This window comes from Candidatus Enterovibrio altilux, from assembly GCF_002381345.1.
GTDB classification, from domain to species: domain Bacteria; phylum Pseudomonadota; class Gammaproteobacteria; order Enterobacterales; family Vibrionaceae; genus Enterovibrio; species Enterovibrio altilux.
In genome coordinates this window covers 246,427-268,087 of sequence record NZ_CP020660.1, presented here as the reverse complement: position 1 = coordinate 268,087, position 21,661 = coordinate 246,427, and the positions used below count along the sequence as shown (strand labels likewise).

The 21,661-nt window shown below is 39.0% G+C and carries 20 protein-coding genes and 6 pseudogenes; 18 read left to right on the top strand and 8 right to left on the bottom strand.

Annotated features, from left to right (window positions below):
• Positions 1 to 102 precede the first annotated feature (102 nt).
• Positions 103 to 531, top strand: a complete 429-nt coding sequence (locus BTN50_RS01155) for an LPP20 family lipoprotein (protein WP_096619503.1) — start codon at positions 103 to 105, stop codon at positions 529 to 531.
• 34 nt (positions 532 to 565) lie between these two features.
• Here the strand turns inward: BTN50_RS01155 and BTN50_RS01150 are convergent.
• Positions 566 to 1,179, bottom strand: a pseudogene (locus tag BTN50_RS01150) (IS5 family transposase); the annotation flags it as partial.
• Between the two features lie 83 nt (positions 1,180 to 1,262).
• Here BTN50_RS01150 and BTN50_RS10695 point away from each other — a divergent pair.
• Positions 1,263 to 1,431 (top strand): annotated as a pseudogene (locus tag BTN50_RS10695) (IS5/IS1182 family transposase); the annotation flags it as partial.
• A 73-nt stretch (positions 1,432 to 1,504) separates the two neighbouring features.
• Here BTN50_RS10695 and flgN read toward each other — a convergent pair.
• On the bottom strand, positions 1,505 to 1,936 hold the full coding sequence (gene flgN / locus BTN50_RS01145) for a flagellar export chaperone FlgN (RefSeq protein WP_096618726.1): 432 nt from the start codon (positions 1,934 to 1,936) through the stop codon (positions 1,505 to 1,507).
• A gap of 6 nt (positions 1,937 to 1,942) precedes the next feature.
• Entirely contained in the window at positions 1,943 to 2,260 is a 318-nt protein-coding gene (flgM, locus tag BTN50_RS01140) for a flagellar biosynthesis anti-sigma factor FlgM (protein ID WP_096618725.1), read from the bottom strand.
• A 486-nt stretch (positions 2,261 to 2,746) separates the two neighbouring features.
• On the opposite strand from flgM, the pseudogene BTN50_RS10340 reads away from it, so the two are divergent.
• Positions 2,747 to 3,220, top strand: a pseudogene (locus tag BTN50_RS10340) (transposase).
• A gap of 117 nt (positions 3,221 to 3,337) precedes the next feature.
• On the opposite strand, the gene flgA reads toward BTN50_RS10340, so the two are convergent.
• Complete coding sequence (flgA, locus tag BTN50_RS01130; RefSeq protein ID WP_096618724.1) at positions 3,338 to 4,036, bottom strand: flagellar basal body P-ring formation chaperone FlgA; 699 nt, start codon at positions 4,034 to 4,036, stop codon at positions 3,338 to 3,340.
• Positions 4,037 to 4,162: 126 nt separating this feature from the next.
• On the opposite strand from flgA, the gene BTN50_RS01125 reads away from it, so the two are divergent.
• Both BTN50_RS01125 and BTN50_RS01120 read left to right on the top strand, forming a co-directional pair.
• Positions 4,163 to 5,101, top strand: coding sequence for a chemotaxis protein CheV (locus BTN50_RS01125; RefSeq protein WP_096618723.1), 939 nt, complete (start codon positions 4,163 to 4,165; stop codon positions 5,099 to 5,101).
• A gap of 3 nt (positions 5,102 to 5,104) precedes the next feature.
• On the top strand, positions 5,105 to 5,932 hold the full coding sequence (locus BTN50_RS01120; protein WP_096618722.1) for a CheR family methyltransferase: 828 nt from the start codon (positions 5,105 to 5,107) through the stop codon (positions 5,930 to 5,932).
• A gap of 7 nt (positions 5,933 to 5,939) precedes the next feature.
• Here BTN50_RS01120 and BTN50_RS01115 read toward each other — a convergent pair.
• A pseudogene (locus BTN50_RS01115) lies at positions 5,940 to 6,788 on the bottom strand (IS5 family transposase).
• Positions 6,789 to 7,259: 471 nt separating this feature from the next.
• Between BTN50_RS01115 and flgB the strand changes: the two are divergent.
• From flgB to BTN50_RS01050, 13 genes and pseudogenes are all read left to right on the top strand, one after another.
• On the top strand, positions 7,260 to 7,658 hold the full coding sequence (flgB, locus tag BTN50_RS01110; RefSeq protein ID WP_096618721.1) for a flagellar basal body rod protein FlgB: 399 nt from the start codon (positions 7,260 to 7,262) through the stop codon (positions 7,656 to 7,658).
• On the top strand, positions 7,659 to 8,078 hold the full coding sequence (gene flgC / locus BTN50_RS01105) for a flagellar basal body rod protein FlgC (RefSeq protein ID WP_096618720.1): 420 nt from the start codon (positions 7,659 to 7,661) through the stop codon (positions 8,076 to 8,078).
• Positions 8,079 to 8,095: 17 nt separating this feature from the next.
• Positions 8,096 to 8,845, top strand: coding sequence for a flagellar hook assembly protein FlgD (locus tag BTN50_RS01100; protein WP_096618719.1), 750 nt, complete (start codon positions 8,096 to 8,098; stop codon positions 8,843 to 8,845).
• A 21-nt stretch (positions 8,846 to 8,866) separates the two neighbouring features.
• Positions 8,867 to 10,174: a flagellar hook protein FlgE gene (flgE, locus tag BTN50_RS01095; protein WP_096618718.1), complete on the top strand. Its 1,308-nt coding sequence runs from the start codon at positions 8,867 to 8,869 to the stop codon at positions 10,172 to 10,174.
• 175 nt (positions 10,175 to 10,349) lie between these two features.
• Positions 10,350 to 11,099, top strand: coding sequence for a flagellar basal-body rod protein FlgF (gene flgF / locus BTN50_RS01090; protein ID WP_096618717.1), 750 nt, complete (start codon positions 10,350 to 10,352; stop codon positions 11,097 to 11,099).
• A 16-nt stretch (positions 11,100 to 11,115) separates the two neighbouring features.
• On the top strand, positions 11,116 to 11,904 hold the full coding sequence (flgG, locus tag BTN50_RS01085) for a flagellar basal-body rod protein FlgG (protein ID WP_096618716.1): 789 nt from the start codon (positions 11,116 to 11,118) through the stop codon (positions 11,902 to 11,904).
• Between the two features lie 15 nt (positions 11,905 to 11,919).
• Positions 11,920 to 12,705, top strand: coding sequence for a flagellar basal body L-ring protein FlgH (locus tag BTN50_RS01080; protein WP_096618715.1), 786 nt, complete (start codon positions 11,920 to 11,922; stop codon positions 12,703 to 12,705).
• A 27-nt stretch (positions 12,706 to 12,732) separates the two neighbouring features.
• Positions 12,733 to 13,824: a flagellar basal body P-ring protein FlgI gene (locus BTN50_RS01075; RefSeq protein ID WP_096618714.1), complete on the top strand. Its 1,092-nt coding sequence runs from the start codon at positions 12,733 to 12,735 to the stop codon at positions 13,822 to 13,824.
• 4 nt (positions 13,825 to 13,828) lie between these two features.
• Positions 13,829 to 14,812 carry a flagellar assembly peptidoglycan hydrolase FlgJ gene (gene flgJ / locus BTN50_RS01070; RefSeq protein WP_096618713.1) on the top strand — a complete coding sequence of 328 codons (984 nt, stop codon included), beginning with the start codon at positions 13,829 to 13,831 and terminating at the stop codon, positions 14,810 to 14,812.
• 407 nt (positions 14,813 to 15,219) lie between these two features.
• Positions 15,220 to 16,042, top strand: a pseudogene (locus tag BTN50_RS01065) (IS5 family transposase).
• A gap of 371 nt (positions 16,043 to 16,413) precedes the next feature.
• Positions 16,414 to 17,430 (top strand): FAD:protein FMN transferase, encoded by a 1,017-nt coding sequence (locus BTN50_RS01060; protein ID WP_096618712.1) that lies wholly within the window; start codon positions 16,414 to 16,416, stop codon positions 17,428 to 17,430.
• 8 nt (positions 17,431 to 17,438) lie between these two features.
• Complete coding sequence (gene nqrM, locus BTN50_RS01055) at positions 17,439 to 17,660, top strand: (Na+)-NQR maturation NqrM (protein ID WP_096618711.1); 222 nt, start codon at positions 17,439 to 17,441, stop codon at positions 17,658 to 17,660.
• 319 nt (positions 17,661 to 17,979) lie between these two features.
• Positions 17,980 to 18,574 (top strand): annotated as a pseudogene (locus BTN50_RS01050) (transposase).
• 153 nt (positions 18,575 to 18,727) lie between these two features.
• Here the strand turns inward: BTN50_RS01050 and BTN50_RS01045 are convergent.
• The 3 genes from BTN50_RS01045 to BTN50_RS11935 are packed head-to-tail and all read right to left on the bottom strand — an operon-like array spanning position 18,728 to position 21,335.
• Positions 18,728 to 19,939 carry an FAD-dependent 2-octaprenylphenol hydroxylase gene (locus tag BTN50_RS01045; protein ID WP_096618710.1) on the bottom strand — a complete coding sequence of 404 codons (1,212 nt, stop codon included), beginning with the start codon at positions 19,937 to 19,939 and terminating at the stop codon, positions 18,728 to 18,730.
• Positions 19,936 to 21,168, bottom strand: a complete 1,233-nt coding sequence (gene ubiH / locus BTN50_RS01040) for a 2-octaprenyl-6-methoxyphenyl hydroxylase (RefSeq protein WP_096618709.1) — start codon at positions 21,166 to 21,168, stop codon at positions 19,936 to 19,938. Before ubiH ends, BTN50_RS01045 begins: the two co-directional genes overlap by 4 nt.
• Before the next feature lie 44 nt (positions 21,169 to 21,212).
• Positions 21,213 to 21,335, bottom strand: coding sequence for a hypothetical protein (locus tag BTN50_RS11935; protein WP_394336770.1), 123 nt, complete (start codon positions 21,333 to 21,335; stop codon positions 21,213 to 21,215).
• Positions 21,336 to 21,661: the final 326 nt, after the last annotated feature.

The following is a 21,661-nucleotide window of genomic DNA, read 5'->3' as shown; positions in this document are numbered from 1 at the left end:
AAGTGTCTAATGCGATGGAGAACACTATATATAAAATTTTTAGCTGGGTCACGTATGCAACTGATTGAATGCATAAACCATGGCTTAATGAGTGGAGTGAACATGAAAATATGGCTTACCGTGGTAATGATATACTTATTAAGTGCTTGCCAATCAACCACACAGATTCCTTCCGATGAACTTCTTAGCGCTGTTGGTACAATTTCCATTAGTGCACAACGTGGAAAAACTTTGGCAGAAAGGCAATCTCGTGCTGTGCGCGCTTCTAAATTGGAAGCGTACAAAGAATTGTCAGAGCAAGTGTATGGTATTCGTATCAGTGGGTTAACTCAAATAGATGATCAAAGCTTAGACGCGGATCAAACGCATGGTGCGGTAAATGGTATCATTCGTGCTGCCGAAGTTGTGAGTAGTTATTCTGTGGGTGATAGCTATGTGACTGAGATGCAGTTAAGTCTTAGTAAAATGAAAAAAATGATAGAGTATAGTGAATCGCATCATGTTCCGAGTAATAACACGATTATTTTTTAACGAGTAATATGAATCAAGTCAAACTAATAATATGAACGGCTTTGTAACATTGTCTGGTGTCGTAAATGTCATCGTGTGATATTTCATTGATTGTTCAGTGGGTCTGTTTGAGTAGGCTAGATAGCATTCCACTGTCAGTCACATTTGATGCACTTAACTCAGCAGCAAGGATCTCATGCGCATTTATATTTACCGCTAAATGTAACTTGCACCAGACTTGCCGTTTCCCATCAGTACCATTTTTTTTACTGTCCATTCTTCTTCACCGTAGACTTTGAGCTCCGTAAAATCAATTGCTAAGTGCTGGATGCTTCCTTTATTCTTCATCTTAAACGTGATGTTAATCGTTGTGGCACGCTTGCTAATATATGAATAGTGAGGGCATGACAACGACAGTTGAACAAGTTTGAAAACAAAACTAATTAATTCTTGCAGATCTCTCAATGGCATTGAAAATACATGCTTAACCACAAGGGTCGTTGTAATGGCTAAGTCGCAAAATAAACTATGTCTCCCATGATTACCCGGCTTAGTTTGCTTCCATAGCTGAATAGCTTCTTCATCAATTCAGAATGTTAGTGAACTATGATTGATTAAAACTTGATTATACTGCTTCCAGTTAGTTGTTTTGTAGCTAAGATTATTCATAGACCTGAATATTTAAGTGAGCTTAACTGTTTGGAGTGTTGATTGAAAAATTTAGTTCCTTTATTTAGGAAATAAAAGCCAGTTACCATAAACGTTCCCTAGCTGAGACAACAAGGGCTCGAGTCAAAATTACAGAGAGGCACATTGAGTCTAAGGGATCAGACAACTCAGATGAGTAAAATGGACGCCATGATAAAAGCGTTAAATAAGTTGATAAGACTAGGCATGCCTAACACGAAAGCGATTGTTTAATAGTGAGTTATGTTGGGATGTGCTATCTGAATTAGAACTAAGGAACAAAGCTTCTTTCCAATAAAAATAGTGTTTAGGCTTTAACGTTAGTACCTAATGTTCGACTGCCTGAGGCTTTGCCACCTCTATCGTAAGTTATTTCGTTTTTTCCACCTGCTTCTTGAAATATGTTGCTGAGTTTGTGCATACTGAGGTATGCTCTCTGTAAAGCTGAACCATTAGTATCATTCAATTGATAACACTGTTCAAGCATGGTCTGGATAGTGTTAATTAATGTTTTGTTATGTTCCGAAGGAGACGTGATCTCAGGGCATTGAGAAAGGTACTTGTCGCGTTGTTGAATTGTATTAATCAGTGCTAACTTTTTTTTTGTACAAGCGTCAATAGCTATTGATTTTCGAGATAAAATTGCTGTTATTTCATTCTTTAGGGTTTCAATTAATGCATTAATATCATGCTTTTGTGCAAAAAGTTGGTGTTCAAAGGTGAATGATTCATCTGACATCGTTCATTACTTGAAGCTACGAAGTTCGTCTTCGTGTTTCATTATATTGGCAGCCAAACGGTCGGCATCAACTTTATAAGAGCCATTCGTTATGGTTGCTTTAATTGCGTCGATTTTTGCATTGTCAAGGTATCCTTCATTTGTTATTTGTTGATGCATTGCACTAATCGCTCGGCTTCCATCGCTCATTGAAAATACATCATTTCGTGGTTTTTGCACTTCTTTGGAGGAATCAGTTGCGATGGATGCGCTTTGTGATTCATTTTGATTGTTTATGTGCGTGTTCAAGGGTTGGCCAGAGCGCAAATGATCTATACTTGCCATATTAAAGCCTTATATATGCTCGAATTTACTGTTGCTAACAGTATCGACCATACTGATATTAACTTTAGTACCTAATTAGTTTTATTTTTTAAATTAGAGAACTAAATTATTAATTTACGAGCTAAAGAGGACTTTGTCTCCTAATTTTAGTTCAAGTAGCAAATCTCCACATGATTTACTATTAGACAATCGCTTTCGCGTCAGACATATCTAGTATTGTCAGCTTATTGAACGCTTTTATCATGACGCTGGTTTAGCTAATATTAGTTTTGTGCCCCTTAGACTCAATGTCCCTCCCAGTAATTGTTTGATTTGAATCATTGCTATCTCTGCTATGGAACGTTTATGGTAATCGGCTCTATTTTTTAAATAAGAGAACTGAATGTTCCATCAACACTCTAAACAGTTAGGCTCACTTAAATATTCAAGTCTATGAATGATTTTCGCTATAAAATAACTAATTGGAAGTAGTATAATCAAGCTTTAATCAATCGTGGCTCATTAATATTCTGGATTAACGAAAAAGCTATTCAGCTATGGAATCAAACTAAGCAGGGTAATTATGGGAGATCTTCTTTATTGATTCCACGGGACTAAAAGTCTACGGTTAAGTGTTACCTAGCTGACTTAAATAGATCTGCTGAAAAATCAATGAAATATTAGCCGATGGTGCTTACGGCACCAGGCAATGTTGTGAAACAGTTCGTATTAAACGAGCGGTTCCACTAATACCACCAAGAAAAGAAGCAACTTTTAAGGAATGAGATCATTCGCGTAATGTGGCAGTCAGTGACCAGAAGTTGTGCGGTTCAAATCAGTATTGAAAAATGAAGTGTGCTTACCGTAAACGTTACCTATAAGAGACGACAATATTTCGAGTCAAAAACGACTAGGAAGAATATTGAGCCTAAGGGAGTATACTGCCAGATTATCGAAGCCTACGCAATGATAAAAACGTGAAATAAGCTGACAGAGCTCAGTTTGCCTAAAGCAAAAGTAATTGTTTAAAAGTGAATTATGCAGGGACTTGCGATCTGAATTAGGACTCAAAAACTAAGCCTACTTAATTGAAAAAAATTAAAATTTTACAGTTACTTGACTTACTGAAATGATTGTAGCATCGATAATTCGGTTCGAGTTATTGTTACGCACTTTAATTTGATCACCAAGAGTACCATCACTCAATGCTGTGCCTTTTGTAATGATATGCAGACCATTACCCCTAGCAGTTATCACAACTTTCTCATTTCGACATACCATGCAAATATCACGGCCTTGTACTGGTTGTCCCATACCAACAGCCCGTTTAATCCGCGACCCAATAATAGTTGCTGTACGTGTGTAGACTAGTCCTCGTTGAAAACGCGCATCCACTAATTGAATGGTAAGATCATCTTGTTTGAGTGTCATGCCGCGATCTAAAGGACGATTTGCAACAACTATGGGCGTTAAAAGCTTGATCTGGACGGTAACATATACTTGCCAGTCATCTGGGATGCAGCTCACCATGACGGTTACGCTCTTATTGAGCGTTTGACGGCCAGGGACTGATGTCTCCAGGGGAATTGGACAATTTGAAAGCCGTAGTCGTGAGTCAATGTTTCTGGCTTCTACTTGAAGCTCTCCTTGTGCAGGAGGCAAGATTAAAGTAGTTACATATTTTTCTGCTGTTTTTTTTACAACTAGAAGTTGATTCGTCGGAGCAGAAGCTATAATGGAGCTAAAGCCAATGAAAAATGTGCCGATAAAAAGGCAGGTTAATCGCTGATAATACATAAATCACAAATTAGTTAATATAAGTAACAATAGTTGCCGTATTCCATGAATTAGTTCAATTATACAATTTATTGAGTTAATTATTGCTGCAATATAGTAAAAACTGGATTATATGGAGTTTATTTTATGTCAGGAATTCTTGATACGGTCAACCAACGCACCCAATTAGTGGGTCAAAATCGTTTGGAACTATTGACCTTTCGATTAATACGAAAACAACGTTATGGAATCAATGTGTTTAAGGTAAAGGAAGTACTACAATGCCCTAAGCTTACTTCAATACCTCAGTTGCATCGATTGGTTAAAGGTGTAGCGTATATACGAGGACAAACGGTATCAATTATAGATATGAGTCTTGCCACTGGAGGGTCACCGATCATCGATCCTGAAAACCATTTTATTATTATTTCTGAGTTTAATCGCTCTACGCAGGGCTTCTTAGTTGGTTCAGTTGAACGTATTATCAATATGCGCTGGGAGTCAATCATGCCACCGCCAGAAGGAACTGGTAGTTCTAATTATCTAACTGCGGTAACTGAAATTGGAGGTGAATTAGTTGAAATTTTAGATGTAGAGAAAATACTTAACGAAATTTCCCCGGTGGATGAAAGGATTCGTGACGATGTGTTGGCACTAAAGCCCGTTGTTACGGCAGGGGATGAGGTTAGGCCAAACAAAGTGCTCGTTGTCGATGATTCTAATGTTGCTCGCAAACAGGTTAAAAGAGCGGTTGAAACTATTGGGTATGAAGTTCTTCTTGCTTATGATGGTCGTGATGCATTAAATCAGCTTCAGGCATTATCTCAAGAGTGTGATATTTATAAAGAGCTTGTTTTAGTTATTTCTGATATTGAAATGCCTGAAATGGATGGTTATACGCTAACGACTGAGATTAAAAAAAGTTCGAATTTAAAAAATCTTCATGTTGTATTACACTCATCGCTCAGTGGTGTGTTTAATGAGTCTATGGTAAAACGTGTGGGGGCAGATGCATTTATTCCAAAATTTGACCCAAATGAATTGAGTGCAGCAGTTATTAGTGCAGTTACAGGCCAAAAAAGTTAATCTATGATAAGTATAACAATCACAGAACAAGAATATCATGCTTTTTGTAAATACCTCGAAGCGAAATGTGGTATTATTCTTGGTCACAATAAGCAGTATCTCGTTAGAAGTAGGATTAGCCCCTTACTGAGTCGATTTAAGCTTGCTTCGATGACTGAGTTATTCCGATTGGTACTTACTAACCGTAATCATGAATTAGCTGTAGCAGCTATTGATGCAATGACCACAAATGAAACCTTATGGTTTCGTGATACCTATCCATTTGAAGTGCTAGCCAATAAATTGTTGCCTGAAATGTCAAAAAATCATTGTCCTATTAAAATTTGGTCTGCTGCAAGTTCATCAGGACAGGAGGCGTACTCGATTGCGATGATTATTCAAGAGGTATTGACGACAAAGCCTGGTTCCATTCAAGGCGTTCAAATTACTGCAACAGACATTTCATCTACTATGCTAAATAATTGTCGAACAGGTATCTATGATAATTTAGCGTTGAATAGAGGACTCTCACTTCAGCGTAAACGCCAGTTCTTTGAGGACGCTGGTGAAGGTTTCATGAAAGTTAATGATTCATTGAAACGCATGGTAGCGTTTAAAACGCAAAACCTTTTGAATAGTTATAACTTATTAGGAAAATTTAACATTATTTTTTGCCGTAATGTGCTAATTTACTTTTCGTCAGAGATGAAATCGCAAGTGCTTAATCAAATGGTGACAAGTTTAAACTCTGGTGGTTATTTGTTGTTGGGTGCATCCGAGTCATTAACTGGCATTACTGATCGTTTTGAAATGATCCGTTGTAATCCTGGCATTATCTATCGACTTAGGTAAATATTTTTCAAATAATAGGCATATTGAGTCCTATCAGCTTATTTAGTGCTTTTATTATTGCGTAATTTTCGTCAATATAGGCATTGTAATTCTTTTGGTTCAATATCCCTCTGAAAAATTTTGTGGACTAAAAACCTTACCATTTCTTAGCTAAAACGTTTATGACAAAAATATTTCATCCTCCGAAACTTATTTGAGTCGTATAACATCTGGTAATCGACATCTAAGTTACGTGAATGGCTTCGTTTCCAAAAAATGTTTTTTTGATGGAATGAGTAGAAACGCTCGCCTAACACAAACGCTTTCGTAACATTGTTAGTTTTGTAAAGACTATTGTCTGATATTTCATTAATTTTTTGACGGGTCTGTTTGCAAAAGTTAGGTAGTACTTCACTGTCAGTCACATTTGATGCACTCAACTCAGTAGCAATGATTTTATGCGTATTTATATCTACTGTTAAATGTAACTTGCACCAGACTCTTCTTGGCCTATCAGTACGGTGCTTTTTTACTTTCCTTTCTCCTTTATCGTAGATTTGGAGCCCTGTAAAATTAATGACTAAGTGCTGGATGGTTCCTTTATTCTTTATTTTGAGCATAATCTTAACCGTTTTAGCTCGCTTACTAATGCATTAGTAGTGAGGGCATGACGATGGTAGCTGAGCAAGCTTGAAACAAAATTAATGCATTCTTGCAGACCGCGTCATAGCATTGAAAACACGTGTTTAACCACGCGGGCCATCGTAATGGCTAAGTCGCTCAATAAACAAGATCTTCCATGAATGCCCTACTTGGTTTGATTCCATAACTGAATAGCTTCTGTATCAATCCACAATGTAAGTGAGTCAAAATTGATTGCAGCTTAATTATACTGTTTTCAGTTAGTTATTTTGTAGCGAAGATTGTTCATAGACCTGAATATTTAAGTGAGCCTAACTATTTAAAATTTTAATTAAAAATGCAGCTCCCTCATTTAAAAAAGAAAACTGATTACTCAAAATTACTTATACATTTTTTAATGTAGGAAGATTAATATTGAACAATGCATTGGATTCATAATGAACTTTGTTTCCTAATTAGAGTTCCAATAGCAAATCTCAACATGATTCACTATGAGACCGTTGCTTTCGTGTTAGGCATATCTAGTGTTGGCACTTTATTTAACGCTTTTATCATGGTTTTGGCTGCACTAATCTAAGTTGTGCGATCCCTGAAGCTCAATGTTTCTACCAGTGATTTTTAATTCGAACCATTGCTGTTTCTGCTAGGAAACATTTTGGCATTTATATTGCTAAACATTTGGCAGTAAATACTAGGAGATGGTCACATGGCAATATCGTTCGATAAAGCGTTAGGAATTCATCAATACACGGTAGGTGTTCGGTCTCAGCGTGCAGAGATATTGGCTAGTAATCTGGCGAATGCTAATACTCCAGGTTATAAAGCACAGGATATAGACTTCACACGAGCGCTTCAAGCGGCAACTTATGGAGCAAACTTTGGCCTGAATCAAACTGATGAGCGGCACATCGCGGCCACTTCGCAGATTCAAAGTCAAAAAATGTATCGTATCCCAAACCAACCTGACACAGGTGATGGCAACACCGTTGATGCACAGGTTGAACGAAATTTATTTATGCAGAATGCTCTTGGATATGAGGCATCAGTAGAGTTTTTAGGTGCTCAGTTTAAAAATATGTCCAAGGCACTGGGAAGGAATGAATAAATGAGTCTATTTAATGTGTTCAACGTAACCGGTTCTGCAATGAGCGCGGAATCAATTCGACTAAATACCACGTCCAGTAATCTGGCGAATGCTAACTCAGTGGGCAGTTCTGCTACTGAAACGTACAAAGGGCGTCATCCTGTATTTATGGCTGAATTAGATAAGTTCACATCACAAGCATTAGGGCACAGTGTACCTGTGCGTGTCGCCGGCATTGTTGAAAGTAAGAAGCCTCTTCGTGCAGAGTTCAATCCTGATCATCCAATGGCGAATGCTGAAGGTTATATTTTCAAACCGAACGTGAATATAATGGAAGAGATGGCCAACATGATTTCGGCCTCGCGATCCTATCAAACTAACGTAGAAGTAGCAGAAGCATGCAAACAAATGCTGATGCGTACACTGCAGATGGGTCATTAAGGCAGAAGGACGGCACTATGAATATGATTGATGGCGTAGGTAATGCAAGTAGAGGTAGCTACATTGACCAGCTAAAAACCTTGCAGGAAAAACAACGCGCTGAGCAAGGTCATGACGATAAAGTGACAGGCCAGTCAGACTTGAAGCAAGAAGATTTTCTTTCGCTATTGACGCAACAGCTTGCGTACCAAGATCCATTCAAGCCAGTGAATAATGAGCAAATGATTGGCCAAATGGCTTCGTTTGCGACAGTTGACGGTATCGGAAAAATGAATAAGCAGTTTAGTTCGTTGAATACAGTAATGACATCGAACCAAGCACTGCAAGCATCTTCATTGGTCGGCCAGGATGTGCTAGTTCGAGGTAATAAAGGTTTTAAATCTGCCATAGGTAGTATCGTTGGTATGGTAAAATTACCTCAAGCCATGAATGACGTGATGGTACGTATCCATAATGAACAAGGACAATTACTTAAAAATTTTAGTATTGGCTCAAAGTCATCAGGCGATCATCGTGTTGAATGGGATGGTTTGGATGATAGTGGTAATCTATTGTCGGAAGGCAAATATACAATAAACGTAAGCGGTTTTATTGATGGGGAGTCTCAAGACTTTGAACTGTCAACTTATGCTAATGTAAATAGCGTGCTACTGGGTAACAGTGATGGAAACATTATGTTGAATGTTGCGGGATATGCATCTCCGGTCAAACTGATCGAGGTACTTGAAGTGGGTCATGCTAGCATGGGTGGCGTGAGTAAAAGCTAAAGAACATAGGAGTTTTCAGCAATGGCATTGAATATTGCATTAAGCGGCTTAGCAGCAGCTCAAAAAGACATGAATACCACCAGTAACAACATTGCTAACGCCAATACTTTTGGCTTTAAAGAATCGCGTGCTGAATTCGGAGATGTTTACTCAGCATCGATTTTTTCGAATGCAAAAACAACAACTGGTAGCGGTGTACAGACTTCCATCGTTGCGCAGCAGTTCCATGAAGGATCGAGCATTTATACTAATAATCCACTCGATTTGCGCATCATTGGCAATGGCTACTTTGCGGTTGCTAATGATAAGTTGGCAACACAAAGTAACGTATTAACACGTAATGGAGCATTTCACCTAGATAAAAATAACAACATGGTTAACTCTGAAGGTCAGTATTTACTTGGCTATAACGTAGACACTGAAACTGGGCAAGTTAGTTCATTTGAACCTAAATCATTGCAAGTACCAGATCAATTTGGACAGCCAAGGGCATCTGAAAACATTAATATCGGCCTTAACCTCCCAGCAGGTGATGCAGCAAAAGATCCAGCATTGTTTAACGCAGAAGACCCTGATACCTATAATAAGGCAATGTCAGCAACCATTTTCGATTCCTTGGGTCAGCCGTATAAATTAACGACATATTATGTTAAAGATAATGTGACGCCGAATAAATGGGCTGTCTACTATTCAGCGACAGATGCAGCAGGCGAAAAATCATTAAGCCTTACGACGGGTGAATTTATTAATGCTACAGGTCATGTTGGCCATTCTGTGGAGTTCAACAGTGACGGCTCAGTAAGCAATCTTAATGGCGGGCAGCCACTTACGACTATTGCTCTTGGCGCAAATGGTGCTGGTCTAGAAATGAATGGGGCAGATGGTACGCAAGCGTTAACTATTAATTTCAACGAACCAACCCAATACGCATCACCATTTGAAATGCATAAATTTAACGAAAATGGTGCAACGACTGGTTATCTGGCTAAAGTTGATATCGATCCAAAAGGTACTATTATGGCGACATACAGCAACGGTGAAAATATTGCTTTGGGTCGAGTGGCTATGGTTCGAGTGTCTAATCAACAAGGCTTGTCCCAAGCGGGCAATACTCAGTGGAAAGTGACACAGCAATCGGGTGCAGCAGTTTGGGGTGAGGCAATGCAGGGAGCTTTTGGACAGGTAAAAAGTGGTACTATCGAGCAATCTAACATTGACATGACTCAAGAGTTAGTTGATTTGATCACTGCGCAACGTAATTTTCAGGCGAACTCACGTGCATTGGAAGTTAACAACGAAATGCAACAAACTATCTTACAAATCCGTTAGTGATTTAATGTTTTATTTTGCCGTTTGCATATTAAGCGGCAATGCATTTCCTTGAAAATTGAGCATGACCTTCTAATATTAAGCACTTTCTGCACTAATACCTTGTTAAACTTTAATAAATAAAATTGGCATTTTTCTTGCTATATAAATATTAGCAGCAACAGGAGAATGTCAAGTGGATCATGCATTATTTCTTGCCATGAGTGGCACCAAACAAAACATGCAAGGATTGCAACTACACGCCAATAACTTGGCTAACGTTAAAACGACTGGTTTTCGAGCAGATTTAGCGCAGGCGAGGGCGATGCAAGCATATGGTGATGGTTTGCCAACGCGCGTATTTAATATGACGGAGCGTCCAGGCCATAATTTTGCTCAAGGGCAGCTTATTACAACAGGTCGTGAACTTGACGTTGCCATTAAGGGAAACGGTTGGCTGGCGGTGCTAGATGAAAAAGGCCAAGAAGGCTATACTCGTGTGGGCAATCTGAAAATTAATCAAACAGGTATGTTGCAAAATGAGCATGGCCATCTCATTCTTGGCAAACATGGTACACCTATCTTCTTACCACTTCCGATATCAAAAATTGAAATTGGTACTGATGGCACTGTTTCTTTGCTCCCACAAGGAGCACCTCCAGAGGCAATGGAAGAAGTTGATCGTATTAAGCTTGTGCGTCCTGATCACAATGATTTATTCAAAGACAAAAATGGTATTTTTAAACCTGTGAAACCTGATGCAACATATGACGCTGATACAAGAGTCACACTCCTTACTGGTGCACTTGAAGGAAGTAACGTTAACGCCATTGGCGAAATGATTGGCCTTATCAATCTTCAACGACACTTCGAAATGCAAGTCAGCCTCATGAAAACAGCAGAGGAAATGGATCAAGCATCTGATACTCTTCTGCGCATTAGTTAATTAAAAGGTAATTATTATGTATCCAGCATTATGGGTAAGTAAAACTGGCTTAGATGCGCAACAAGCCAATATTTCGACTATTTCTAATAATTTAGCTAATGCATCGACGATTGGTTTTAAAAAATCTAGGGCGGTGTTTGAAGATCTTTTTTACCAAAACATTAATCAGCCTGGTGGCCAGTCGTCGCAAAATACTAAATTACCCAGTGGTTTAATGTTAGGTGCAGGTGCTAAAGTGGTCGCGACACAACGCATTCACAGTAATGGTAACGCACAGACTACGGATAACGCTTTGGATTTAATGATTGAAGGTGATGGTTTTTTCCAAATTTTATTGCCTGATGGCAACATGGGCTACCAACGCAATGGTCAATTCAACCTCAATGATGAAGGCGTGATTGTAACCATAGGTGCAGGTTATTTGCTTGAACCTGAAATCGCTGTCCCACCAGATGCGGTTCAGGTAACCATTGGTACTGACGGTGAAGTCTCTGCACGACTGCGAGGACAAGCTACAAATGTAGTGCTTGGACAGATTACCGTGGTTGATTTTATTAACCCCGCCGGTCTTGAGCCAATCGGTCAAAACCTTTATTTGCCTACAGGTGTCAGTGGTCATCCACAAGAAGGTATTCCTAGCTTAGATGGCCTTGGCAGTATCCGTCAATCAATGTTGGAAACATCCAATGTCAACGTCACAGAAGAACTGGTTAACATGATCGAAGCACAACGTATTTATGAAATGAACTCTAAGGTTATTTCGTCCGTCGATCAGATGCTTAGTTACGTGAACCAGAAACTTTAATATAGCAGAGCGTGAATGAAGAAGTTTCTGATAACAGGTCTAATGCTAGCAATGATATCTGGTTGTAGTTTGATGGACCCAAAAGAGCTACTTACACAAAATGAAATAGTACAAGACACCAAAAAAATGTATGCGATAGAAGGCAGTACAGAGCTAGATGGTGAAGGTTTAATCGGTTTATTGCGACAACGTAATGATGCAGTGTTTGGCGATCCTTCATGGGCTCCCATTCATCCGCCACATGAATATGAGCATTATGCAGCGGCGACAGGCTCTTTGTTTAGTATGTCTCAAGCTCAGGACTTATATGACGATACCAAGCCTCACCGCATTGGAAATATTGTGACCGTATTATTAAAAGAAAAAATACAGGCGAAAAAAAGCGCTAGAAGTGACACGAACAAATCGAGCGATTTGAGTATGGATCCACTGAAAATGGGTGGAGAAGAAGTCACTATGGGTGAATCAAATCTTTCTTATGCTGCCGGACATGACAATAAAACAAATGGCTCAACCAGTGCAAATCAGAGTAATAGTATTAATGGCTCTATTTCTGTCGAAGTGGTTGATGTGTTGACAAATGGCAATCTTATCATTCGTGGTGAAAAATGGCTGACGCTGAATACGGGTGATGAATATATTCGCCTGAGTGGTACCATTCGTGCAGATGATATTAATCAAAACAATACAGTGGCTTCAACTCGTATTTCGAACGCTCATATTCAATATTCTGGCACCGGAGACCTCCAGGATACCCAAGATCAGGGATGGTTGGCACGATTTTTTAACGTTGTTCTTTAAACGCAATGATATTTTTGGAGATTTGACGTGAAGAATTGGTTAGTACTTATATTCATAGCTACACTAGTTAACTCAGTGGCGGAGGCTGCAAGAATTAAAGATATATCAGAAGTGGCTGGTGTACGGAGTAACCAATTAGTTGGCTATGGGTTGGTTGTGGGGCTTGCCGGTACAGGTGAAAACACACCATTTACAGATCAAAGTTTTTATAGTATGTTAAAAAATTTTGGCATTCAGTTACCATCGGGCATTAAATTAAAAACAAAAAATATTGCTGCAGTCGCTGTTAGCGCTGATCTCCCTCCTTTCTCTAAGCAGGGACAAAAAATTGATATCACCGTCTCATCCATAGGATCTGCAAAAAGTCTTCATGGTGGTACGCTCGTTCAAACGTTCATGAAAGGCTTAGACGGTAAAACGTATGCTGTTGCACAGGGTAATCTTATCGTCGGTGGTTTCAGCGCTGAAGGTGCTGATGGTTCTAAAATCGTGGGTAACACGCCAACGGTTGGCCGTATTGTGAATGGCGCAATGGTTGAGCAAGAAGTGCCTTCTCCGTTCGGACATGGCTCCTACATTAACTTTAACTTGTTTGAGTCTGATTTTACCACTGCTCAACGTATGTCGGATTCTATTAATAATTTCCTTGGACCAAATACCGCAGCTGCACTGGATGCTACCTCAATACGTGTGCGTGCACCTCGAGACTTGTCACAACGTGTCGCATTTTTATCTACGGTTGAAAATCTTGAATTTGTGCCTGCAAATGCTGCTGCAAAAATTATCGTTAACAGCCGAACCGGCACAATTGTAATTGGCAAAAATGTTAGGCTTCGTTCTGCAGCAATAACGCATGGTACGATGACTGTCATCATAAATGAAAACTTAAAAGTGAACCAACCCGGTGTATTTTCGAGTGGCGCAAGTGTAGTCGTACCGGATTCTGATGGTTCAATGGCAGAGGAAAATGGTCGGATGTTCCACTTTAAACCGGGAGTGACACTCGACAATCTAGTTCGTGCAGTTAATGGTGTGGGAGCAGCTCCGTCAGATTTGATGGCAATTTTGCAGGCACTCAAGCAGGCGAGTGCCATCGATGGCCAACTAATAGTGATTTAAGCCTATGAAAGCTCCCATGAATATCAGTTTTATTCATGATCTTAGCAGTCTCGATCTCCTTCGCCAGAAGACCATGAAAAAGAATAGTGAGGAATCAAATGATGTCATGCGCTCAGCCGCAGAACAATTTGAAGCAATTTTTACACAGCTATTGTTCAAGTCTATGCGTAATGCTAACGAGGCTTTCAAATCAAATTTGATGGATGACCGTACTTCCCGATTTTACGAACAAATAGCTGACGAGCAATTGTCGAGTGCGTTATCTCATGAAGGTTCGCTGGGGCTTGCTGATTTGATTGTTCAGCAATTACAAAGCAGCCAAGGTAGTGAAACAATGGATGTGGAGGTGCGTAGTGCTAGTGATCATATTCAGTTGTCACCTATGTTACGTCTTCCTTCTGTAAATCCTCAAGAGGAGAATGTTGCGGTAATGTTTTATGAGCTTGGTGACACTCCTATTCCTAGAGCTCATGGGTTAGTAGAACAGAATCCTCGGCCTGTTAAAACGAATATGAAGCCCTTTGAGTTTCCACATGAGTTTACTGCGCGGTTAACGCCATATGCTAAATATGCAGCGCGTACGCTAGGAACGGATCCTGCAATATTGATTGCGCAAGCTGCATTAGAAACAGGTTGGGGCAAAAAAATTATAGCGAATGAACGTTGTAATAGTCACAATTTGTTTAATCTCAAAGCTGACCCAAAGTGGGCTGGCCAGAAAATAATGAAACAAACATTTGAATTTCATGATCAAATTCCAGTGCAAAAAATTGCGTGGTTTCGAGCATACACCTCATACCAAGACAGTTTTGATGATTATGTTTATTTTTTAAGTACTAATCCTAGGTATGCTAATGCATTGCAACAGTCAGAGGAACCTGAGCAGTTCATACGCGGGTTGCACGATGCAGGGTATGCAACCGATCCGCACTATTCTGACAAGGTGATGAGAGTATTTTATCAAGTTCAAGACTTGATGAAGCAATAATTTATCACAATTTAGTACTGTATGTTTTGTGCATTGTACTAATGATGGTACTGCTATTCTGGTTTTATTTCACTGAAAGGTAAAGTGAATGCGGAAATAGCTTCGTTTTGTAACGCAAATTTAGATTACAAATCTCAATCTAGTTAATTATTAGACGATTGCTTTCATTTTAGGCATACTTCGTCCTGTCAGCTTATTTAACATTTTTATCATTACGCAGGCTTCCGCAATAGAAGCATTATCATTCCTTAGACTCCATGTTTTGAGTCAAAAAAAGCTCTGCTTCATAAAGTCTGGGATTTAATTATCAATTAACGTTTTAAACAGCTAGGTTCACTTAAATATTTCGGTTGATGAATAAGCTTTGCTATAAAATAACCAACTGGAAGTAGTATAATGAAGCTTTAATTAATTGTGGTTTACTAATATTCTGGTTTGATGAAAAAATTATTTAGTTATGGAACCAAATTAAGCTTGGTGATCGTGGGAGACATAGCTTATTTAGCGATTTAACGATTCCTATGGTTCTCATGGTTCAACGCGCCTTTTCAATGCTATTGAGAGGTTTACCAGGATTTGTTAATTCTGTTTTCAAACTGGCTCAACTACTACTATTATGCTTTGATTATTCATGTGTTAGCAAGCGAGCCCAAACGGTTAATATTACATTCAAGATGAAGAACAAAGAAACTACCCAGCACTTCATCATCGATTCTACTATGCTCAAAGTCTATGGTGAAGGCGAAAGGGCAAGTAGAAAGCGTGGCACGGATGGAAAACAGTGAGTCTGGCATAAATTACATGTAACGATCGATATCAATATGTATGAAATGATGGCTGCTGAGTTAAGTTCATTAAATGTGATTGACAGTGAAGTGCGATCTAACTTGCTTAAACAGATCCACCGAAGGAGTAATGAGATATTAAGTCAAGTAATGGTGCTTACGACACTAGATAATGTTACGAACATTATTCATATTAAACGAGTAGTTCCACTCAATTTCTCCAAAAAGGAACAATTTTTTGGAAACGAGATCATCCGCGTAATTTAGCAGTCAGTTACCAGAAGTTATATGATTCCAATCTGCATTGAAAAAGGAAGTATGGTTACCATAAACGTTCCTTATCAGAGAATCAATATTTCAAGTCACAAAACTATTCGGGGGGACATTTAGCCTAAGGGATTATAATGTCAAAACTAGCTCAATCTCCGCTATGATAAAAAATTAAAGAAGCTGGCGTAGGTTTAGGTATGTCTCAAACGAGAGTAAGCGCCTACTAGGTCATAGTACTAGGGTTTTCTGTTTGAACTCAGACTAGGAAATAAAGCCGTAATGCCGTAATGCCGTAATGCCGTAAAAATTAGGTATTTTTTCATGCATAAAGTAAAGTCTGGCTGAAGTCATCTACATTGACGAAAGACATGTTTAAATTATTTATGCTCAAGTTTTCGTGCAGTCCATCGCTTATGCCAAACGATTAGATTGTAACTTTGACATTGAATTTCTTTCTTATGCGCAGCTTAAGTTAGGTAATGTTATTTTTTTTAACTTTAAAAATAACGTGGTTTGATATAAATTTTTTAATAACTGGGTACAGGAATGAGAAAAATTTTTTTGACTATAGGGCTTCTGATTAGTTCCTTATTAGTACTGGAAAGTTGCAAACAAACACCAAAACAAATGCACCTGACAGGTTCTACAATGGGAACCTATTATTCAGTTAAATTTTTAAATAATGTTGTGCTTCCTCGTATTGAAGAAGTACACACTGAAATAGACAAGCGACTTGCATTGGTGAATACTCACATGTCTACGTATCGCAAGACATCGGAGTTAAGTTTATTTAATCAGCATAAAGACCGCTCTCCATTTAGAGTATCTGTTGATACGGCCGAGGTAATTAATGAAGCTCTCCGAATTAATAAAATTTCGAATGGTGCATTGGACGTAACTGTGGGTCCCTTAGTTAATTTATGGGGATTTGGACCGGAAGAGCGTCCTGATCGCGTACCTTCCGATGAGCTTATTGCCCAGCGACGTGCAATGACTGGTATAAGGCACCTCAGTGTTGATGGCAATAATTTGATCAAAACTAATCCAGATCTTTATGTTGATCTTTCATCAATTGCAAAAGGCTTTGGTGTCGACGTTATCGCCAGTTATTTAACTGAGTTGGGTTTGAAGAATTATTTAGTTGAAATTGGTGGTGAACTTAAGCTCAAAGGAATGAATGCTGAAAGTCAACCTTGGCGTATAGCCATAGAGAAACCAAATAATGCACAGCAAACTATTCAAGAAATAATTGCACCTGGAGATATGGCAATGGCTACGTCGGGTAATTATAAAAATTACTTTGAAGTAGACGGTATACGATATTCTCACATTATCAATCCAGCAACAGCAAAACCCATAAATCATCGAATGGTATCAGTAACTATAGTGGATAAATCATGCATGACGGCAGATGGTTTTTCTACAGCGTTTATGGTGATGGGACCAGAAGATGCACTAGTTGTAGCTAATGATGAAGCAATTGCCGCGTTTTTCATCGTTAAAACTGATACTGGTTTTACAGAAATAGCCTCAGATGCATTTAAAAAATATCTATTATATTAGGATATAAAATGTTTTTATATTTAATAACATTTTTGATTTTTTTGTTGGTGATTGCTAGCATGTCAATCGGTTACATCATTCAATGTCAAACAATCAGTGGCAGCTGTGGTGGTTTAAGTTCTGTTGGTATTAAGAAAATATGCAATTGTCCTGAGCCTTGCGATGCTAGAAAAAAACGCGAGGCGCGTGCTGCCAAAACGGAAGGATGGAAGAATAATAAGATCCTATAATTTACCTTAGCTACGAAGCTTTATTTCCTAATTTGAGTTCAGATAGCAAATCCTTATATAGTTCAATATTAGGTAATCGCTTTCGTGTTAAGTATATCTAGTTTTGTTAGCTTATGTAACACGTTTACCATGGTGTCGATTTTATTAATTTAAGTTGCGTGATTCCTTCAGTTCAATGTCCTTCTAGGTAATGTTTTGACTCGAACCATTGCTGTCTCTGCTATGGGATCTTTATGGTAACCGGTTTTATTTTTTAATAAAAAAACTAAATTTTCATTCGATACTCTAAACAGTTAGACTCACTGAAATATTCAGATTTATGAATAATCTTCGTTATCAAATAATTAACTGGAAGGAGTATAATCAAGCTTTAATCAATTGTGGCTCACTAATGCTCTGGCTTGACGAAGAAGCTATTCAGCTATGGAATCAAACTAAGAAGGTTAATGATTATGGCAGACCTCATTTATTTAGCGACTTAGCCATTGCTTCTGAGTTAAGTACATCACATGTGACTGACGATGAGGTGCTACTTAGTTTACTCAAACAGACTCACTGAAATATTATCCGATGGTACTGACGACACCAAATAACGTTACGAAACTGCTCGTATTAAACGAGCGTTTCAACTCATACTACCAAGAAAAGGAGTAATTTTTTGAAAACGAGATCATCCTCATAATTTAGCGGTCAGTGACTAGAAGTTATATATTTCCCATTAGCATTAGAACAGGAGGTATGGTTACCATCAATATTCCCTATCAAAAAAGGCAATGTTTCAAGTCAAAAAACGACTAGAAGAAACATGAAACTTAAGAGATCATAATGCTCAGATTAGCGAAATTTACGCCAGGATAAAAACGTTAAATAAGCTAACAGAACTAGGTATACCTCATACAAAAGCGATGGCTTAATAGTGCATCATGTTGAGATTTACTATCTGAACTAGAACTAGGAAAGAAAGCTAAGTAATGCAATGAAGAATATAATCTAGTTACAATCAAAAACAAAAGTAATTAAATAAAAAATTTAAGTTGGTTATCCCACGCGATATGACCTTGTCGAATCTACTTCTTTGCAAATGCCGGCAAATCCCCACTTAATCCAAGAGCACGTTTAATAAACTGTGTCTTAATACCAGGAAGCGTAGCGGCTGCCATCAAACCAATACCCCGAATCAATTTTTTCGTTGGATTCTTGCCTGCGAAAAGATCTCGTAAGCCCTGCATTACAGCGATCATTTGCGTAGCTTCAGCTTTACGCCAACGTTCGAAATGGCGCAGCTTCGATTTTTCACCAATGTCTTTCCCTTCTTCTTGTAAGTAAATAAGTTCTTGAGCGAGAGAGGTTGCATCTAGCAAGCCGAGATTAAGACCTTGGCCAGCGAGAGGATGAATAGTGTGTGCAGCATCACCAATCAATGCGACACGATCTAAAATAAAATCACGTGCATAACGCATCTTAAGTGGGAATACAGCTCGCTCTCCTTCTACTGAACAAAAACCTAAGCGGAAATCGAATGCTACGCTAAGGGCTTTATTGAAGCTTTTTGATGGCATGGTGCAGTTTAAATCGGCTAATTTTGGCGATTGTGACCAGACGATAGCGCAAAGATGGGGGTCTGATAACGGCAAAAATGCCAGAGGTCCATCAGGTGTAAAAATTTGACGTGCAATACCAGCATGATGCTGTGTGGTACGAATATTAGCAACAAGTGCGCTGTGCCCATAATCCCAATGAGTAAGTGGGATTGATAGTTGGGTACGCACCCAAGAATTTGCGCCGTCAGCTCCAACCACCAACTTAGTAGTGAGAACTCTTCCAGAGTCGAGAGTTAACCATGCTTTAGTTTCACTGAACATTATTGAAGCACATTTATCGGGGCAAAATATAGTCACATTATGTTGGTGTTTGACTTTGTCAAACAGTGACAGTTGGATTACGCGGTTCTCAACGATATGACCTAAGTTTGGTTGCCCTAAATCTATGGCATCAAATTCAATAGACGCGAAGCTGTCTTGCTCCCATACAATTATTTTTTGATAAGGACTATATCGACGGCTCAGAACGCCGTTCCAAGCACCAATATTTTTTAAAATGTTTTCGCCCGCACGATTGAGTGCTGAAACACGCAGATCGGGTAGAATATTAAATCTAGAGTCAGGTGCATTACCTTCAATAATGGCAATACGCAGATTACTGCTTTTAAGTGCCGCAGCAAGTGTTAAACCCACCATACCACCACCAACAATAGCAATATCCATATTTATCATTTTCATTCTATTAATCCCATAGCTTTTTGCAATAAAGGTGCTTTTATTTCATGGAATATAGACATACTGGCTAATCCGAGGTTCCGGCTAAGTACGAGCGGTATTGAGGTGTTGGAAAAACCATAAACTAGTCCCGATGTCATGGCGATAGTGTTATCTCGATCATGAGTTCTGCGTTTCTGGTAGCGCAGTAGAAGCGCTATGTCTCCGCAATCTTTTGCTTCTCGATATGCGGAAGCAATCTCTTCTGCTAATGCAATTACATCGCGTAAACCAAGGTTAAACCCTTGCCCTGCAATCGGATGAAGCGTTTGTGCTGCATTACCAACTGCGGCGAAGCGATGGCTGATGAGTTGGGTTGATTGATGTAAAATAAGCGGGTACGTGTTTCGTTGCCCGACGTGAACTAAATGTCCTAATCGCCATCCAAAAGCGCATTGAAGCGCATCAAGAAAATTATTGTCGGAAAGCGCTAGTAGCTTTGGTGCTTCTAAAGGAGTAACGCACCAAACTAAAGAGCTTCGAGCTTCTGACATTGGTAGTAAGGCGAGAGGTCCTGAACTGGTAAAGCGTTCAAATGCACGGCCGTGATGTGGCATGGATGTGGTAATATTGGCGACAACCGCAACTTGGTTGAAATCATGTTCATGATGGCCAATCCCTACCATTGCACAACATGATGATGTTGTCCCATCTGCTGCGACAAGTAACTGTGCTTGAAGTGCTTGACCACTGCTTAGCGTTAACTTTATGCATTTTTGCTCACGCTCAACAGATAACACGATAGCAGGGCAAAAAAAAGTAATATTTTTTGCAGTTTTAAAAGCGCTAAAAAAAACCTGTCCCGCATGAATCAGTTCTATAACGTTGCCAAAGAACGGAAAATTGTCATGTTGAGCGTGCATTTCTGTTAAACCGAAATGGCCTTGGTCTGAAACATGAATGCTTTTTATAGCGGAAGAAAAATGGGATAATGCCCGCCAGATACCAATGCGCTCTAATAAATTGCAGCTGCTATAGGATAGCGCAATGCTTCTTGCATCATAACCGGGGTGAGAGTTGTCATGTATGGCCGCTTCAACAACTGCTATGGACAAGCCTGCGTCGGTGAAATATTCGATAGCAAGTGCCAGTGTGGCCCCTGTCATTGCCCCACCTACAATAACGACGTCAAAGTTCAATACTGTTGGCGAGTAACTTTTTGCCTCTGATATTAAAGGCTTAGTTATTTCCATTTTTACGTATTCTCCAATGATAATTAGTGCATGTTGGTTTAGAATTATACGTTATTGTATGGCTTTAAACTTAGTTCAATATGCAAAATCATTGTACATACGCGAATGTGCTCTGTAACTTGTTCAAATAGTAGTTCATGCTCTGCCATGTTAGCATTTTCATCAATGCCTAATTGTACAATTTCAGCGAGATTAGCGAGAATTTCATTGCTATCTTCAGACAGAGTACCTAACGTTACGCTAACTAAGTTGATGCTTGTAATAGATACAACTAATCCAGTTGGTTAACGCATCTCCGCGCCCAAGTAAACTTTTGTTAGCTGTTGGAAGTAGAAGTTCTAAATCAAGCGCTTCACCCGTCAATTGCTTTAATGCTCATAGTACACATGATGCCTCTTGACCTTTGGATTAAATTGGCCAGTTTTACTCATCATACGTGTAATCGTGCAATATGATTATCCAGTCACCCAATGACAAATTTCATCCGCCACAT

Coding starts and splice junctions, on each gene's coding strand:
- nqrM (WP_096618711.1), top strand. CDS start 17,439: ATGTTTTTATATTTAATAACATTTTTGATTTTTTTGTTGGTGATTGCT.
- BTN50_RS01155 (WP_096619503.1), top strand. CDS start 103: ATGAAAATATGGCTTACCGTGGTAATGATATACTTATTAAGTGCTTGC.
- flgE (WP_096618718.1), top strand. CDS start 8,867: ATGGCATTGAATATTGCATTAAGCGGCTTAGCAGCAGCTCAAAAAGAC.
- flgC (WP_096618720.1), top strand. CDS start 7,659: ATGAGTCTATTTAATGTGTTCAACGTAACCGGTTCTGCAATGAGCGCG.
- flgB (WP_096618721.1), top strand. CDS start 7,260: ATGGCAATATCGTTCGATAAAGCGTTAGGAATTCATCAATACACGGTA.
- flgG (WP_096618716.1), top strand. CDS start 11,116: ATGTATCCAGCATTATGGGTAAGTAAAACTGGCTTAGATGCGCAACAA.
- BTN50_RS01100 (WP_096618719.1), top strand. CDS start 8,096: ATGAATATGATTGATGGCGTAGGTAATGCAAGTAGAGGTAGCTACATT.
- flgJ (WP_096618713.1), top strand. CDS start 13,829: ATGAAAGCTCCCATGAATATCAGTTTTATTCATGATCTTAGCAGTCTC.
- flgA (WP_096618724.1), bottom strand. CDS start 4,036: ATGTATTATCAGCGATTAACCTGCCTTTTTATCGGCACATTTTTCATT.
- ubiH (WP_096618709.1), bottom strand. CDS start 21,168: ATGGAAATAACTAAGCCTTTAATATCAGAGGCAAAAAGTTACTCGCCA.
- BTN50_RS01080 (WP_096618715.1), top strand. CDS start 11,920: ATGAAGAAGTTTCTGATAACAGGTCTAATGCTAGCAATGATATCTGGT.
- flgM (WP_096618725.1), bottom strand. CDS start 2,260: ATGGCAAGTATAGATCATTTGCGCTCTGGCCAACCCTTGAACACGCAC.
- flgN (WP_096618726.1), bottom strand. CDS start 1,936: ATGTCAGATGAATCATTCACCTTTGAACACCAACTTTTTGCACAAAAG.
- BTN50_RS01125 (WP_096618723.1), top strand. CDS start 4,163: ATGTCAGGAATTCTTGATACGGTCAACCAACGCACCCAATTAGTGGGT.
- BTN50_RS01045 (WP_096618710.1), bottom strand. CDS start 19,939: ATGAAAATGATAAATATGGATATTGCTATTGTTGGTGGTGGTATGGTG.
- BTN50_RS01060 (WP_096618712.1), top strand. CDS start 16,414: ATGAGAAAAATTTTTTTGACTATAGGGCTTCTGATTAGTTCCTTATTA.
- BTN50_RS01120 (WP_096618722.1), top strand. CDS start 5,105: ATGATAAGTATAACAATCACAGAACAAGAATATCATGCTTTTTGTAAA.